The sequence below is a fragment of the Massilia sp. DD77 genome, from assembly GCF_036961685.1.
GTDB lineage: Bacteria > Pseudomonadota > Gammaproteobacteria > Burkholderiales > Burkholderiaceae_D > Telluria.
Genome location: NZ_JBAMDH010000019.1, coordinates 113,024 through 127,381 on the forward strand (window position 1 = coordinate 113,024; position 14,358 = coordinate 127,381).

Consider the following 14,358-nt stretch of genomic DNA (forward strand, 5'->3'; position numbering starts at 1 on the left):
AACAGCGCATGCGTGTGCGCAAAATAATAATCGCGCAAGAATAGCATGGTCCCAGGGCCATTCTCACCACATACATATCCATTTGTAGGATGGTCGTACGGGCTTTCCGCACTTCGCCGCCCCCAACGCGAACGGGCCGCTACCCGCGAGGGTAGCGGCCCGTCCAGGCACCGGTGGATGGTTTAGAGCGCCGGGTAATCCGTATAGCCTTCCGCCGTCGCATGGTAGAACAGCTCCGGCTTCGGGGTATTCAGCGGCGCGCCGGCCTGAAGGCGCTTCGGCAGGTCCGGGTTGGCGATGAACCACACGCCGAAGGCCACGGCGTCCGCTTCGCCGGATGAGATCAGCTGCTCGGCGCTTTCCTTGGTCAGCTTTTCATTGGCGATGTAGACGCCGCCGAACTCCTTCTTCAGAAGCGGGCGCAGGCTGTCTTCGCCGATCGCCTCGCGGGCGCAGATGAAGGCGATCTTGCGCTTGCCCAGCTCGCGCGCCACGTAGCCGAAGGTGGCGGCCGGGTCGGAGTCGCCCATGTCGTGGGCGTCGCGGCGCGGCGCCAGGTGCATGCCGACGCGGTCCGCGCCCCAGACATCGATGCAGGCGTCGGTCACTTCCAGCATCAGGCGTGCGCGGTTCTCCACCGAGCCGCCGTACTGGTCGGTGCGCTGGTTGGTCGAATCCTGCAGGAACTGGTCGAGCAGGTAGCCGTTGGCGCCGTGGATCTCGACGCCGTCGAAACCGGCCTTCCTGGCGTTCTCGGCGCCCTTGCGGTAGGCCGCGACGATGGCCGGGATCTCGGACGTTTCCAGCGCGCGCGGGGTGGCGTATTCGCGCTTCGGGCGCACCAGGCTCACGTGGCCCTTGGGCTGCACCGCCGAGGGCGCGACGGGCAGGGCGCCGTCCAGGAACACGGGGTCGGAAATGCGGCCCACGTGCCACAGCTGCAGGAAGATGCGCCCGCCGGCCTTGTGCACCGCCTCGGTGACGGTCTTCCAGCCTTCCACCTGCTCGTCGGACCAGATGCCCGGGGTGTCGGCATAGCCCACGCCCATCGGGGTGACGGCGGTGGCTTCGGACAGGATCAGGCCGGCCGAGGCGCGCTGCACGTAGTACTCCGCCATCAGCGCGTTCGGCACGCGGCCGGCGCCCACGGCGCGCGAACGGGTCAGCGGCGCCATCACGATGCGGTTCGGCAGCTCCAGGGCGCCCACTTTGATCGGGTCAAACATTGTCGTCATTCGGTACTCCTACAATCCGTCATTCAGTTGGTCGAGGAAGGCCTGGATGAGCTCCTCGTTGCGTTGGTAGAAAACCCATTGGGCGACGCGCCGCGTGCTGACCAGGCCCGCGCGCTGCAAGGTCGCCAGGTGGGCCGACACCGTCGATTGCGACAGGCCGGTACGCTGGTCGATCAGCTTGCAGCACACGCCGAAGTCGAGCGGGTGCTCCTGTTCGGCGAAGTGCTGCTGCGGGTCCTTCAGCATCTGCAGGATCTGGCGCCGGACCGGATTGGCCAGCGCCTTGTGGATCGCGTCGATGTCCATGAGCTCCTCTTATATCGGATTTTTACGATCCGAATATCGTCATCTTACGATATTCGAAAAATTCGTGCAGGGACCGTCCTGTTTTTCGGCGCGGCAAGCTCGCTGCTATACTGCGCCGCTCCTACGCACCCCAGGAAAACCATGAGTTGGATCTATCTGTTCGTCGCCGGGCTGCTCGAAATAGCCTGGGCGGTCGGCCTGAAATACACCGCCGGCTTCACCCGCCTGTGGCCGTCCGTGTTCACGCTGGTCACCATGGCCGGCAGCGTCGGCATGCTCGGCCTGGCCCTGCGCCAGCTGCCGCTGGGGACGGCCTACGCGGTATGGACCGGCATCGGCACCATCGGCACCGCCATTTTCGGTATGCTGCTCTTGAGCGAGCCGGCCGGCGCCCTGCGCCTGCTGGCGATCGGCATGATCGCCGGCGGTATCGTACTACTCAAGGTGCTGACGCCGGCCTGAGCCCGCGGTGTGAGTCGGTTTACTTGCCAAACTCCGGGTTTGGGCGGGTGAGGTAGTACCACTCCTTGTTGGCCAGCGCCTTCGCGTCCGGGAACAGGATGCGTCCGCCGAATTCCGCCACCACCGGGGTGCCGTCGGCGCGCACGCCGATCTGCTCGCCCTCGCTCAGCGGGTCGAAACTGGCCCACTGGCGGGTGAAATGGTCGCCCTCGTGCAGCTTGTCGTGCACCACCACCATCGACAGCGCCTCGATCTCTTCAAAGGGCGCGGGCGCCGGCTCCGGCGCGTCGATCAGCTTGTGGAAGGCGAGGGTGTTCATGATCGCCTGGTAGGCCACTTCCGGCGCCTGCGGGTCGGCATGCTGGCCGCATTCCAGGGTCAACGCATAGCCGCCGGTGCTGCGCATGTATTCGGTGGTGCCGACGCCGTAGCGCAGCACGGTCTCGAGCTCGTCGGCGTCGCGCGAGCGGCGTTGCACGCCAGCACCGTAGGTCGCCAACCAGCCGTCGACGAAGCGGCGCACGCCCAGGCGCAGCGCCCAGGCGCGTTCCTGTTCGGCGTGGCGGAAGGGCTGCAGGGAGCCTTCATTGTTCTCCGGGCCGACCATCACGAAAGGCTGGCCGGGCGCATTGAAGGAGTGCAGGTCGAGCAGCACGTCGTGCTGGGCCAGCAGGGGGCAAAGCCAGTTGCCGACGCGGTCCTCGAAGTCCTGCGGGTGCTCTTTCGGGAACAGGTCGCGGTTCAGGTTGCGGTCGCCGTTGCGCTCGCCCTTGGCATAGGCCAGCGGATTCACGATCGGCACGAAGGTGACGCTGCCGGCCTGGATGTGCAGCTTGCCGCTGTCAATGTCCTCCATCACACGCTGGATCGCCTTGGTGCCGCAGACTTCGTTGCCATGGGTGGCGCCCATGATGATCAGGCGCGGGCCGGGGGCCATGCCCGTGTAGTTGACGGATTTGAACTGAAACTGGCGGGAGGAAGTCATTGCGCGTAGGTCCGGTGGAAAGTGGGGTGGCCATATTTTATAGGACAATGCGTAAGACAATGCGGGAGGAAGGGTGGCGCCCGATCGGCCGGCATGGCATGATCCGCCACTTTCCACCTTTTCTCCGGACCAGGACCAGCATGAGCGGCGCCCGCATCCACGGCCTCGACACCCTGCGCGCGATCGCGGTCAGCCTCGTCGTGCTGCACCATTACGTGCTGTTCGTTACCGACCGGCCGACCTTCGGCTGGGTGGGACAGATCGGCTGGGCCGGCGTGGACCTGTTCTTCGCCCTGTCGGGCTACCTGATCGGCAACCAGATCTTCAAGGCCATCCGCGGCGGCGAGGGGCTGTCGCTGCCGCGCTTCTATGCCAGGCGCCTGCTGCGCACCCTGCCGAACTACTGGGTCGTGCTGGCCCTGTACTTCCTCTGGCCGGCCTTCCGCGGCGACGGGCCGCTGCTGCCGCTGTGGAAATACCTGAGCTTCATCCAGAACCACCACCTGGAGCCGGGCACCGCCTTCTCGCATTCCTGGTCGCTCGCCATCGAGGAGCAGTTCTACCTGCTGGTGCCGGCGCTGGCGCTGCTTGGCGCGGCTTTCGGACGCTCGCTGCGCCTGGCCTGGTTCGCCATCGCGCTGGCCTTCGGGGCCGGGATGCTGGCGCGGGCCTGGCTGTGGCAGGACGTGGTGGAGGGGGAGCGCTACTGGATGCACCATTATTACAAGTACATCTATTACGCGAGCTTCTGCCGTTTCGACGAACTGCTCGCCGGAGTCGGCATCGCGCTGCTCAGGAACTATCATCCCGCGGCCTGGGCGCGCCTGACCCGCCATGGAAACCTGTTGGGACTGGCGGGGCTGGCGGTGACGGGCGTCGCGTTCTGGTGGTTCCTGCGCGACCATTACGGCTTCCATCCGACCGTGTTTGGCTACCCGCTGCTGGCGCTCGGTTTCTCGCTGCTGATCGTGGCGGCGGTCTCGCCCGGCGCGCTGCTGTGCGCCGTCCGTGTTCCCGGCGCGGGCGCACTGGCCCTGTGGTCCTATGCGATCTACCTGCTGCACAAGCAGGTCTGCGTGATGGGCGCCGCCTGGCTGGCGCGTCAGGGACTGCATGCGGAATCGCCACTCGCCATCGCGGCACTGCTGGCGCTCTCGGTCTTCACCGGCTGGCTGCTTTACCGCCTGGTCGAGACGCCTTTCATGGCGCTGCGCGAGCGCTATGTGCCGGGCAATGCGGCGCGTCCGGCCGGCCATGCCTGCGCGGCGCCTTGAACCCCGCCTTGAACCCCGCCTAGAAGGGCGGCTTCACTTCCACTTCCGGCAGCAGGTCGAGATCGATCCTTTCCAGCACCAGGTCGGCCAGGTCCAGCGCGGCCAGCAGGGCGTCCGTCTCGAAGGTGGCGTAGGCCTGCGCATTGGTCGACTTGGCCGACACCAGCATGATCGGCAGGGCGGGGAAATGGGGCGTCAGGCGCGCCAAGAGGACGTCGCCCACGCCCGGGCGGACATAGCTCGGATGCGGAAAGGCCACCACCAGGCGGATGCCGCGCACGGTGGTGATCGCCGCGGACATCTTCATGCAAGGCTCAGTGCTGGGCTTCGATCACGCCGAAGGCCGCCGGCGCGTCGGCCAGGTAGGCCAGCACGGCGTGCGCTTGCACCAGCGGATCGAATTCGGCATTGGCCGCGATGGCGGCGCGCAGGCCGGGCACGATTTCCGGGGTGTGCGGGCTGCGGTAGGCCTCGATCAGCATGCGCGCCAGCTCCGTGGGCGCATCGGCGCGGCGCAGGCGCGCCTCGATGATCGCCAGCAGCGCGCGCTGCATGCGCGGGGTGGGATTGCGGATGTGGACGAATACCAGCGGCGTGTTCGAGACCGCCGCGCAGACCGCGGCTTCCATCTCGTCGGCGCTCAGGTCCGAGGCGATGTCGAAATACGCCTTGTTCCAGCGCGTGCGCGCGTAGACGTGGCCGGGCGGGAAGGCATCGACGCTTTCCAAGCCCAGGGCCCGGCTGGCGCGCGACAGCAGCGTGGAGAGGGTGTCTAGCAGCGGCATGGCGGGAGTGGAGGCAGGTGCATCATCCCGGCAGTGTAGCGCATGCGCGTTTGGTGCGCTCAAGCCATTCTTTTGCCGGCCCTGGCCCGTCGTAGCCGCCGGTGGCGGCTACGACGGTGTTGCGGCCTCAGGCAAATTTACCGGCGCGGAAGTCCTCGACCGCCTGGTACAACTCGTCCTGGGTGTTCATCACGAACGGGCCGTACTGCGCGATCGGCTCGTTGAGCGGACGACCGGCCAGCACCAGCAGGCGGGTGGGCGCGACAGCCTTGATGCGTACGCCGTCGGCGCCCGGCGTGTTGTCCAGGATCGCCATGCGCCCAGACGCCACGCCCTTGCCCTCGATGACGGCCTCACCGCGGAACACGTACACGAAGGCGTTATGGCCCGCCGGGATCGGCTGCTCGACCGTCACGCCGGCCGGGATCTCGAGATCGAGATACAGCGGCTGCGTCGTCTCGCGCTGCACCGCGCCATCCACGCCGTGCGTGCTGCCGGCGATCACCTGCACCGTCACCCCGCCATCGAGCGTGAAGCGCGGCACCTCTTCGGTGGGGATGTCGCGGTACCAGGGCTCGGTCATCTTGTCCCTGGCCGGCAGGTTGAGCCAGAGCTGGAAGCCTTCCATCAGGCCCTCGTTCTGCTCCGGCATCTCGGAGTGGGCGACGCCGCGCCCGGCCGTCATCCACTGCACGCCGCCGTCCGTGATCAGGCCTTCGTTGCCGGCGCTGTCGCGGTGGCGCATGCGGCCATGCAGCATGTAGGTGACGGTCTCGAAGCCGCGGTGCGGGTGCTCGGGGAAGCCGGCGATGTATTCGCCCGGCTTCTCGCTCCCGAAGGCGTCGAGCATCAGGAAGGGATCGAGGCGGCGCTGAAGCGGACCGGTCAGCACGCGGTTGATCTTCACGCCGGCGCCGTCCATCACGAACTGGCCGCTGATGATCCGTTCCACGCCGCGCGTCTGTTTGACCGCTTGTGCCTGGACTACCTGTACCGATTGGGTCATGCCGTTCTCCTCGTGAGATTGCGCCGCCTTGATACGGCGGCAGGGATTATGCCAGGGCTGCTTCCACCGCTTCATTGGCCGCGGCCTGGCCCTTGCCGACCGCGTCCGGGCCCATCGCCATGCCCGACGAGTAGATGAAGGTGTGGTCGGTCAGGCCCAGGAAGTTCAGCAGGGCGCGCATCTGCGGCACTTGCGGGTCGGCTTCCACCGGGTAGACGCCGCCGCGCGAGGTGGCCACGTAGACCTTCTTGTTCTTCAGCAGGCCTTCAGGGCCGGTCTCGGTATAGCGGAAGGTCACGCCTGCACGGGCGATGGCGTCGAACCAGCCTTTCAGCTGCACCGGCATGCTGAAGTTGTACATGGGCGCGCCGATCACGATCACGTCGGCGGCCTGCGCTTCGGCGATCAGGGCGTCATCCAGGGCCACGCGTGCCGCCTGCTCGGGGGTGCGCTGGTCGGCCGGGGTGAACAGGGCGCCGACGGTCGGGCCGTCCAGCAGCGGGTGCGGGTTGGCGCCGAAGTCGCGGCGCACGACGTTCGCATCAGGATGCGCGGCCAGCAGCTTGTCGACGATCTGGCGGGTGACGCGGGTCGATTCCGAATCGTTGCCACGGACGCTGGAGGTGATGTGCAGGATGTTCATGGTGTGTCCCTTTCGTTTCCAAGAAAAGTGTTGATGGACACACTGTATCAATCCCAAAACCGATGCGGAAGACATTAGAATGGATAACATTATCCTACTGGTGGAACAATCATGGATGTGGAACCCAACGATTTGCTGCTCTTTGCCCGCATTGTCGAGGCGGGGAGCTTCAGCCGGGCGGCAGAGCGCCTGGACCAGCCCAAGTCGACCGTCTCGCGCCGCCTGGCCCTGCTGGAAGAACGCCTGGGCGAGCGCCTGCTGCAGCGGACCACGCGCCGCCTGGTGGTGACGGAGTTCGGCGCGATCCTGCTGGAACACGCGCGGCGCGTGGCCGAGGAGGTGGAGGCGGCGGGCGCCCTCGCCCAGCACCGCCAGCTCGAGCCGAGCGGCAAGCTGCGCGTCTCGGCGCCCTCGGACTTCGCCAACGCGGGCCTGAACGAGGTGGTGGCGCGCTACCTGGCGCGCTATCCGATGGTGACGCTGGAGATGGACCTGTCGCCGCGCCGGGTCGACCTGGTGGCGGAGAACTTCGACATCGCCATCCGCATGGGCGACCTGCCGGACGACGCCACCCTGAGCGCGCGCCCGATCACGCTGGAGCGGCCGGCCCTGTACGCCTCGCCCAGCTACCTCGCCCAGCACGGCATTCCCGAGCATCCCGACGACCTGCTCAGCCATGACGTGCTGTGCATCCTGAGCCGCTACGGCGGCTCGGCGCCCTGGGTGCTCCTGCGCGGCAAGGTGCGCTGGGAGCGCGCGCTGCCGGCGCGCGCCACCGCCAATTCGCCCGACCTGCTGGCGCGCATCGCGGCGCGCGGCACAGGGATCGCGATCAGCTCCGAGCTGTTCGCGGAGCCCTACCTGCAGACGGGAGAACTGGTGCGGGTGCTGCCGGAATGGGAGATGCCGCCGACCAACGGCTGGGCGGTATTCCCGAGCCGTAAGCTGATGCCCGCCAAGACGCGGGTCTTCCTGGAACTGATCGGGGCGATGTGCCGCGAGGCCGGCCACGATCCCTTGATGGGCGTAAGGGCGCCGGCCGGGGCCGCGGGGCCGGATTAAGCTTTGTGGCGGTTGCCCATCGATTCGCCCAGGCGTACCGGGCGCTCGGGCGACCAGTCGGCGCTGAAGGCGATCGACCCGCGGCGGAACAGCATGACGACGGTGGAACCGAGCAGGAAGCGGCCCATCTCTTCGCCTTTCTTGAGCACCACCGTCTGGTGCTCGTAGTTCCACTCGAAGATGCGCGGCATGCGCGGCGGGTTGACCACGCCGTGCCAGACCGTCGCCATGCTGCCCACGATGGTCGCGCCCACCAGGGTCATCACGAAGGGGCCGTGCTGTTCCGACTCGAACACGCAGACCACGCGCTCGTTGCGGGCGAACAGGCCCGGCACGCCGCGCGCCGTGGTCGGATTCACCGAGAACAGCTTGCCCGGCACGTAGATCATGCGCGTCAGGCGGCCGTCGCAGGGCATGTGGATGCGGTGGTAGTCCTTGGGGCTCAGGTAGAGATTGGCGAAGTGGCCGTGCTGGAAGTGCGCGGCCAGCTTCTCGTCGCCGCCCACCAGTTCCGCAGTGGTGAACTTGTGGCCCTTGGCCTGGAAGATGTGGTGGTCGTCGATGTCGCCGAACTGGCTGATGGCGCCGTCGACCGGGCACACGAAATCGGCCACGGCCAGCGGACGCGCATCCTCGCGCAGCGGGCGGGTGAAGAAATCGTTGAAGCTGGTGTAGCTGGCGATGTCCGGATTGGCCGCCTCGTCCATGTTGACCCCGTACTTGCCGACGAACCAGCGGATCAGGCTGGTAGTCATGGCGCCGCCCTTGGCGCCGGCCACGCGGCCCGCGAAGTTGGTCAGCGCCGTTTTCGGCATCACATATTGGGGCAGGACTTTTATACGGGACACGGTGACGGGCCTCTCTGCAAAAACGATCGCGCATTATAGCGAGAATGCCTTAAGGAAAGTGCAATTCCTGCAGCATCATGGGCCGAGTGTACCGCAGGTCCCGCCAGAGGGAAACGCGGATCCGCGCCCCCGGGAAAAGCGGCGCCGCCGCCGCTGCCGCGCGAGCCCGTCCGTGGAGCGGGATGTTTCCTTATTCGGGCAATCGAATTGCTAGGAGATAGCAAAAAATAGTTCCGTGGAGATGTTTACATTATTCTCATCAATGGCATATATTGTTTCCATATCTATAAAGGAGACGAGAAAACCATGCCGCGTATCTATCCCGCATTTTCCATGTCGTTCGCCGCCCTGGCCGCGTCCCTGGCGTGCAGCGCCCAGGCCCAGGAATCCGGCGCCGCTACTGCGCCGGCGCGGGTGGAGGTCAAGGGCACGGCCGCCGGCTACGACCCGCGCCGCGACGACACCGCGTCCCGCATCGTCGTCGGGCGCGAGGAGATCGCCCGCTATGGCGACACCAGCGTGGCCGATGTCTTCAAGCGCATCCCGGGCGTGACGGTCACCTCCGCGGGCGGACGCAGCCTGGAAGTGCGGATGCGCGGCCTGGGGAGCGGCTACACCCAGATCCTGGTGAACGGCGAACGCACCCCCGCCGGCTTCACCCTCGACACGCTGTCGCCCGACCTGATCGAGCGCATCGAAGTCCTGCGCGTCGCCAGCGCCGAGTTTTCGAACGAATCGGTGGCGGGCACCATCAACATCGTGCTGCGCAAGCGCGGCGGCAAGCGCACGCGCGAAGCCAAGCTGGGCTACCTGCTGTCCGAGGACTTTCGCGGGCCCAGCTTCAGCACCGAGGTGGCGGAGCAGGCGGACAAGTCGTCCTGGTCGCTGTCGGCCAGCGGCAACCACGACAGCCTGTCGCGCACCTGGGGCGGGAGCGAGGAGAACATCCGTCCGGACGGTGTGACCGACATGCTGCGCACTACGCGCGCGGTCGAGAACGGCCGCATGAACCGGCTGAACCTGAGCCCGCGCCTGAACTGGACCCTGGAGGACGGCGACACCCTTGGCTGGGAAACCGTGTTCACCAGCGGCAGCTTCCGCAACCACGGCCATCTGGTGGCGACGACCCTGCTCGGGCGGCCGCCGCAGACGCCCGACCTGCATACCTTCGGCGAGTTCGACGACAGGATGCTGACGTCGAACCTGCAGTGGACCCGCGACACCGCGGCCGGCACGAAGCTCGAGCTCAAGCTCGGCGCCGAATGGTCGTCGCGCAAGATGTTCGTGCGCCGCTCCGGCCTGGGGCCCGACGGCCTGCCCGAAACCGACGGCAGTATGCTGTCCGACACCCACGCGAGGGGCGCGAACTCGACCGGCAAGGCGTCCCGGGACCTGGGCGGCGGCCACCTGCTGGCCATGGGCTGGGACCTGCGCTTCAACGAGAGTTCGGACATCCGCGCCGAACGCGACCGGGTGCGGCCATTCCCGCCCGGCCAGCTGCTGGACGAGCAGTTCCGCGCCGGCGTCGGGCGCGCCGCTTTCTATGCGCAGGACGAATGGACCATCACGCCGCAATGGTCGGCCTACCTCGGCGCGCGCTGGGAGGGCGTGCGCACGCGCGTGTCCGGCAATGCCGTCGAGCCGGTGAGTGTGCGCTCCAGCGTGCTGAGTCCCGTGGTGCAGACCCTGTACAAGCTCCCCGGCCACGACGGCAAACAGGGCGACCAGCTGCGCCTGGCCCTCAGCCGCACCTACAAGGCGCCGGAACTCGACAGCATCGTCCCGCGCCGTTCGGCCTGGGAGAACAACAGCGCCACCGAGGCCGACTTCGTGGGCAACCCGGCCCTGAAACCGGAGCTGGCCTGGGGTATCGATGCGGCCTGGGAGCACTACTGGGCCGAGGGCGCCATGGTCTCGGTCGGCGGCGCGCTGCGGCGCATCAGCGACTACACCAGCAACCACATCTACTTCGACGGTTTTCGCTGGATCTTCACGCCCGTGAACGACGACCGCGCGACCATGCGCAGCATCGACCTGGAAACCAAGTTCCCGCTCAAGGCCTTGTTCGCGGAGGCGCCGGCGATCGACCTGCGCGCCAGCGTGAGCCGCAACTGGTCGCGCGTCGACTCGGTGCCGGGGCCGGACAACCGCATGGAGCAGCAGACGCCGCTCACGGCCAACCTGGGGATCGACTACAAGTCCGGCGCGCTGGCGCTGGGCGCCAGCGTGGCGCACCGGCGCGGCGGCTTCGTGCAGGTGGCCGCGAACCGGGGTTTCTACCGCGTCGCGCGCACCGACCTGGACAGCTACGCAGCCTGGACCTTCAATCCGAAGACCCGGCTGAGGGTCGCGCTCTCGAACCTGCTGGGCGAGGACAATGGCTTCGGGCCGAGCTACGCCGATCCGGTGCGCGGGCTGGAAAAGCGGCGCTGGACCTATCCCGAAGGCGTCAAGCTGCGCACCACGCTCGAGATGAAGTTCTGAGCGCTCAAGCCTGCCTCAAGCCAGCTTCAGGGCCGCCGCGCCGCCCACGATCAGCAGTGCGCCGCCCACGCGTCCGCAGCCGACCCGTTCGCGCAGCACCAGGCCCGCGATCGCCACGGCGAACACGATCGAGGTCTCGCGCAGGGCCGCCACCACGGCCACCGGCGCATGGGTCATGGCCCACAGCGCGATGGCATAGGAGCCGGTGTTGGCGACCCCGCCCGCGAGCGCGAATCCGGGGTGCTCAAGCAGGTAGCGCGGCAGCCCGGCGCCCAGCCGGCGCCAGGCCAGCAGCAGGTTGGCGCCGCCGGTCAGCGTGAACAGCCAGGCCGTATAGGCGGCGGGGGAACCGGAGCGGCGCACGCCCAGGCCGTCCACCACGGTGTAGGCCGCGATGAGGACGGCGGTCGCCATGGCCAGCAGCACGGCCCTGCCATTGCCGGCGCTGCGGCGCGATCCGGCATACACCGCCGCGCCGCCGGCGCACACCAGGCCGACGGCCAGCCATTGCCCCTGGCGCAGGACCTCGCCGCCACTCAAGCCGGTGCAGAGCGCCACCAGCACCGGCGCGCAGCCGCGCATCAAGGGATAGACGTGGCTGATATCGGCGCCGCGATAGCTGGCGGCGAGGAGGGCGAAATAGAGCACTTGCAGCAGGCTCGATGCGGCGATGAAGGGCCAGCTGGCGGCATCCGGCGCGGGCAGGAAGGGCAGCAGCATGGCGCCGATCAGGGCGGCGCCGCCGGTGACGGCCGCCGCCGCGTGCACGCTGGCGCCGCGCGCCTTGAGCATGGCGTTCCAGGAGGCGTGCAGCAGGGCGCCGAACAGCACCGCCGCCAGGACCACCGAATCCATCAGGCGGGGTTGCCGTGATGGGTGCGGCGATGGGTGCTGAAATACCGGCGCGCCACGGCGATCGCCACGACTTGCATGGCGGCGCACAGGAAGAAGCTGCTGCCGATGCGCCAGTCGCTCGAGGGCAGGTGGCTGACCGCGCCCAGGATGCCGGTGCCGACCAGGGGCGTGACGATCACGCCCAGGCTGGCGATCGATTGCAGGGAGCCCATCAGCTCGCCCTGCTTGTCGGGCGCGGTCGCTTTCGAGACGATGCCCTGCAGGGCGGGTCCGGCGGCGAAGGCCAGCAAGTTACACAGGATGAAGACGTACATCATCCAGCCCTGGGTCGCGAGGCCGTACAGCATATAGGTGATGGCGCCGGAACTGATGCCCAGCAGGGCCAGGCGCGTCTCGCCGAAGCGGCGGATCAGGAACGCCAGCAATCCCGCCTGCACCACCGCCGAGGCCAGGCCCACGCAGAACATGGCGATGCCGTTGTCGCGCGGCGTCCAGCCGAAGCGGAAGGTGGTGTAGAGCACCCAGGTCGATTGCAGCATCATCTGGGCGAAGGTCACCAGCGTGATCACCACCACCAGGCCCCGGATGTCCTGACGGCGCAGCAGGCGCAGCAGGGCGGAGAAGGGGTTCAGGCGCGCGAGCCCGAGCGGCTCGCGCTCGCCGGGCGGCAGCGATTCCGGCACCATGAAGTAGCCATAGAGGAGGTTGGCGGCCGACAGCGCCGCGGCCACGTAGAAGGGCAGGTGCAGGCCGGCGTCGCCCAGCAGGCCGCCCAGCATCGGGCCGCAGATGAAGCCGAGGCCGAAAGCGGCGCCGATCTTGCCGAAGCTTTTCGCGCGGTTCTCATGGGTCGAGATGTCGGACGCATAGGCCGAGGCGACCGACATGCTGGCCGAGGACATGCCGCCGATGATGCGGCCAACGAACAGCCAGGCCAGGCTCGGGGCCCAGGCGGTGATGAGGAAGTTCAGGCACATGCCGCCCATCGAGTACAGCAGCACAGGCCGGCGTCCGACGCGGTCGCTCAGGGCGCCCAGCGCCGGCATGAACAGGAATTGCAGCAGGCCGAACACGGTCGCGAGGGCGCCGAACCACAGCGCCTGCTGCTCCCGCCCTTCGACGAACTGACCCACCAGCAGCGGCATCACCGGCACGATCAGGCCGATGCCGAGCATGTCGATGAAGATGCAGACCAGGATGAAGTTCAGGCTGCCCGTGCCGGCAGGAGCTTGGTTGGGCGCGGTCGATCGGGAATCAGGCACGGGAAGACACCTCGGGCGGTTGGCGATCCGCCTATCTTAGCATCGAGGCAAGCTGTTCAAGGGTGTCATTGGCCGAGCCACTCGGCGGCGAAGCTGGCGCGGAAGGATTCCAGCAAGGCCAGCCTCTCCTGGCCCAGGCGGCGGCCGCCCTCGGTCTGCATCTTGCCCGGCAGGGTCGCCAGCTTGACCGCGATGTGATCGAGCGAATAGGCGCGGTCATCAGGCTCGCGCCGCTGCGCCAGCGGGTCGTCCGGATGGGCCAGGCCGCTCCCCATCATGCCGGCGATGTAGAACATGCGCGCCAGGCCGACCGCGCCCAGGGCGTCGAGACGGTCGGCGTCCTGCACGATCCGCGCTTCGATGCTCCTGGTGGGAATCGCCGCCGAGAAGCTGTGCGCCTCGATCGCATGGGCCACCGCGTCCAGGCGTTCGTGCGGAAAGCCCATCCATGCGAGCTGGTGGCGCGCCAGCTGGGCCGAGCGGCGCGAAGCCTGTGCGCGCTCCGGGTCGTTCTTGGGCAGGTTGACCAGGTCGTGCAGGTAGCAGGCCGCCAGCACCACCAGCGCATCGGCCTCGGGATGGTGGGGCAGCAGGGCCTGGGCGTTGCGCCACACGCGGTCGAGGTGGCTGGCGTCGTGGGCGCCGTCATTGCCCGCGTGGCCGGCGGCCAGCGCGGCCAGCCTGGTGCGCCAGCCGGCTAAGTCGGTAAGGAGTGCGTCGGTAGGAAGTTCGCTCATGCGGAAGGTTCCGGGTGAGTAGGCGGGAAGGCGCGCTGGGAGAGGGCGTCGGCCCGGGTGTTCTTGTGGCGCGGGATCCAGCGCAGGGTGGCGCCGGGCAGGCGCGCCAGCAGGGCGCGGGCCTGGTCGCGGTAAGGGCGCAGGATGGCCGCGGCGGCGCACTCGGGGCCGTTGACGTCGTCCACCACCACCTGGCTGTCGCCATGGATGGCGAGCTCGCCCGCGCCCTGGCGGACGGCCGCCTGCAGCACGGCGATCAGGGCGCGGTATTCGGCTTCGCTGCTGTTGCCGTAGCCCGCGTCCTGCGACAGTTCGATCCTCTGGCCGTCCGGGCCTTCGAGAATGGCGCCGATGCCGCAGCGGCCCGGGTTGGGACGGGCGGAGCCGTCGAACCACGCATTCCAGGCGCTGGCG

Annotated in this window: 16 protein-coding genes; 4 read left to right on the forward strand and 12 right to left on the reverse strand. The window is 68.0% G+C overall.

The annotated features are described in order from the left end of the window. Positions 1-182: 182 nt before the first annotated feature. Positions 183-1,235: an alkene reductase gene (locus V7778_RS13440; protein WP_335555965.1), complete on the reverse strand. Its 1,053-nt coding sequence runs from the start codon at positions 1,233-1,235 to the stop codon at positions 183-185. 9 nt (positions 1,236-1,244) lie between these two features. Further along, entirely contained in the window at positions 1,245-1,541 is a 297-nt protein-coding gene (locus tag V7778_RS13445; RefSeq protein ID WP_335555967.1) for an ArsR/SmtB family transcription factor, read from the reverse strand. 141 nt (positions 1,542-1,682) lie between these two features. On the opposite strand from V7778_RS13445, the gene V7778_RS13450 reads away from it, so the two are divergent. Then, a complete protein-coding gene (locus tag V7778_RS13450; RefSeq protein ID WP_335555968.1) occupies positions 1,683-2,003 on the forward strand; it encodes a DMT family transporter in 321 nt (106 codons plus the stop codon). Between the two features lie 19 nt (positions 2,004-2,022). On the opposite strand, the gene V7778_RS13455 is transcribed toward V7778_RS13450, so the two are convergent. Then, positions 2,023-2,988: a succinylglutamate desuccinylase/aspartoacylase domain-containing protein gene (locus tag V7778_RS13455; protein ID WP_335555969.1), complete on the reverse strand. Its 966-nt coding sequence runs from the start codon at positions 2,986-2,988 to the stop codon at positions 2,023-2,025. 140 nt (positions 2,989-3,128) lie between these two features. Between V7778_RS13455 and V7778_RS13460 the strand changes: the two genes are divergently transcribed. Then, complete coding sequence (locus V7778_RS13460; RefSeq protein ID WP_335555971.1) at positions 3,129-4,262, forward strand: acyltransferase family protein; 1,134 nt, start codon at positions 3,129-3,131, stop codon at positions 4,260-4,262. Positions 4,263-4,281: 19 nt separating this feature from the next. On the opposite strand, the gene V7778_RS13465 is transcribed toward V7778_RS13460, so the two are convergent. The 4 genes from V7778_RS13465 to V7778_RS13480 all read right to left on the reverse strand — a co-directional run bounded on the left by V7778_RS13465 (position 4,282) and on the right by V7778_RS13480 (position 6,696). After that, positions 4,282-4,569: a hypothetical protein gene (locus tag V7778_RS13465; protein WP_335555973.1), complete on the reverse strand. Its 288-nt coding sequence runs from the start codon at positions 4,567-4,569 to the stop codon at positions 4,282-4,284. A 7-nt stretch (positions 4,570-4,576) separates the two neighbouring features. Then, positions 4,577-5,047: a hypothetical protein gene (locus V7778_RS13470; RefSeq protein WP_335555975.1), complete on the reverse strand. Its 471-nt coding sequence runs from the start codon at positions 5,045-5,047 to the stop codon at positions 4,577-4,579. Positions 5,048-5,174: 127 nt separating this feature from the next. Then, positions 5,175-6,053 carry a pirin family protein gene (locus V7778_RS13475; protein WP_335555976.1) on the reverse strand — a complete coding sequence of 293 codons (879 nt, stop codon included), beginning with the start codon at positions 6,051-6,053 and terminating at the stop codon, positions 5,175-5,177. 46 nt (positions 6,054-6,099) lie between these two features. Then, positions 6,100-6,696, reverse strand: a complete 597-nt coding sequence (locus tag V7778_RS13480) for an FMN-dependent NADH-azoreductase (protein WP_335555978.1) — start codon at positions 6,694-6,696, stop codon at positions 6,100-6,102. Positions 6,697-6,807: 111 nt separating this feature from the next. On the opposite strand from V7778_RS13480, the gene V7778_RS13485 reads away from it, so the two are divergent. Further along, positions 6,808-7,758, forward strand: coding sequence for a LysR family transcriptional regulator (locus V7778_RS13485; RefSeq protein ID WP_335555980.1), 951 nt, complete (start codon positions 6,808-6,810; stop codon positions 7,756-7,758). On the opposite strand, the gene asd is transcribed toward V7778_RS13485, so the two are convergent. Beyond that, entirely contained in the window at positions 7,755-8,573 is an 819-nt protein-coding gene (gene asd, locus V7778_RS13490; protein ID WP_335555993.1) for an archaetidylserine decarboxylase, read from the reverse strand. The genes V7778_RS13485 and asd overlap by 4 nt on opposite strands. Before the next feature lie 339 nt (positions 8,574-8,912). Here asd and V7778_RS13495 point away from each other — a divergent pair, with 339 nt between their 5' ends. After that, complete coding sequence (locus tag V7778_RS13495; RefSeq protein ID WP_335555981.1) at positions 8,913-11,090, forward strand: TonB-dependent receptor plug domain-containing protein; 2,178 nt, start codon at positions 8,913-8,915, stop codon at positions 11,088-11,090. Positions 11,091-11,105: 15 nt separating this feature from the next. Here the strand turns inward: V7778_RS13495 and V7778_RS13500 are convergent, their stop codons facing one another. The 4 genes from V7778_RS13500 to V7778_RS13515 form a co-directional block, all read right to left on the reverse strand. Next, positions 11,106-11,945 (reverse strand): EamA family transporter, encoded by an 840-nt coding sequence (locus tag V7778_RS13500; RefSeq protein ID WP_335555983.1) that lies wholly within the window; start codon positions 11,943-11,945, stop codon positions 11,106-11,108. After that, positions 11,945-13,207 (reverse strand): MFS transporter, encoded by a 1,263-nt coding sequence (locus tag V7778_RS13505; RefSeq protein WP_335555985.1) that lies wholly within the window; start codon positions 13,205-13,207, stop codon positions 11,945-11,947. Before V7778_RS13505 ends, V7778_RS13500 begins: the two co-directional genes overlap by 1 nt. 65 nt (positions 13,208-13,272) lie before the next feature. Beyond that, positions 13,273-13,944: an HD domain-containing protein gene (locus V7778_RS13510; protein ID WP_335555987.1), complete on the reverse strand. Its 672-nt coding sequence runs from the start codon at positions 13,942-13,944 to the stop codon at positions 13,273-13,275. Beyond that, the coding region (locus tag V7778_RS13515; RefSeq protein ID WP_335555988.1) for a ribonuclease HI family protein at positions 13,941-14,358 on the reverse strand (418 nt) is incomplete at its 5' end. The genes V7778_RS13510 and V7778_RS13515, both read right to left, overlap by 4 nt.

What these genes read in the sequence shown, in the direction of transcription:
- V7778_RS13440 (WP_335555965.1), bottom strand. Translation starts at nt 1,235, where the DNA reads ATGACGACAATGTTTGACCCGATCAAAGTGGGCGCCCTGGAGCTGCCG.
- V7778_RS13445 (WP_335555967.1), bottom strand. Translation starts at nt 1,541, where the DNA reads ATGGACATCGACGCGATCCACAAGGCGCTGGCCAATCCGGTCCGGCGC.
- V7778_RS13450 (WP_335555968.1), top strand. Translation starts at nt 1,683, where the DNA reads ATGAGTTGGATCTATCTGTTCGTCGCCGGGCTGCTCGAAATAGCCTGG.
- V7778_RS13455 (WP_335555969.1), bottom strand. Translation starts at nt 2,988, where the DNA reads ATGACTTCCTCCCGCCAGTTTCAGTTCAAATCCGTCAACTACACGGGC.
- V7778_RS13460 (WP_335555971.1), top strand. Translation starts at nt 3,129, where the DNA reads ATGAGCGGCGCCCGCATCCACGGCCTCGACACCCTGCGCGCGATCGCG.
- V7778_RS13465 (WP_335555973.1), bottom strand. Translation starts at nt 4,569, where the DNA reads ATGAAGATGTCCGCGGCGATCACCACCGTGCGCGGCATCCGCCTGGTG.
- V7778_RS13470 (WP_335555975.1), bottom strand. Translation starts at nt 5,047, where the DNA reads ATGCCGCTGCTAGACACCCTCTCCACGCTGCTGTCGCGCGCCAGCCGG.
- V7778_RS13475 (WP_335555976.1), bottom strand. Translation starts at nt 6,053, where the DNA reads ATGACCCAATCGGTACAGGTAGTCCAGGCACAAGCGGTCAAACAGACG.
- V7778_RS13480 (WP_335555978.1), bottom strand. Translation starts at nt 6,696, where the DNA reads ATGAACATCCTGCACATCACCTCCAGCGTCCGTGGCAACGATTCGGAA.
- V7778_RS13485 (WP_335555980.1), top strand. Translation starts at nt 6,808, where the DNA reads ATGGATGTGGAACCCAACGATTTGCTGCTCTTTGCCCGCATTGTCGAG.
- asd (WP_335555993.1), bottom strand. Translation starts at nt 8,573, where the DNA reads ATGCCGAAAACGGCGCTGACCAACTTCGCGGGCCGCGTGGCCGGCGCC.
- V7778_RS13495 (WP_335555981.1), top strand. Translation starts at nt 8,913, where the DNA reads ATGCCGCGTATCTATCCCGCATTTTCCATGTCGTTCGCCGCCCTGGCC.
- V7778_RS13500 (WP_335555983.1), bottom strand. Translation starts at nt 11,945, where the DNA reads ATGGATTCGGTGGTCCTGGCGGCGGTGCTGTTCGGCGCCCTGCTGCAC.
- V7778_RS13510 (WP_335555987.1), bottom strand. Translation starts at nt 13,944, where the DNA reads ATGAGCGAACTTCCTACCGACGCACTCCTTACCGACTTAGCCGGCTGG.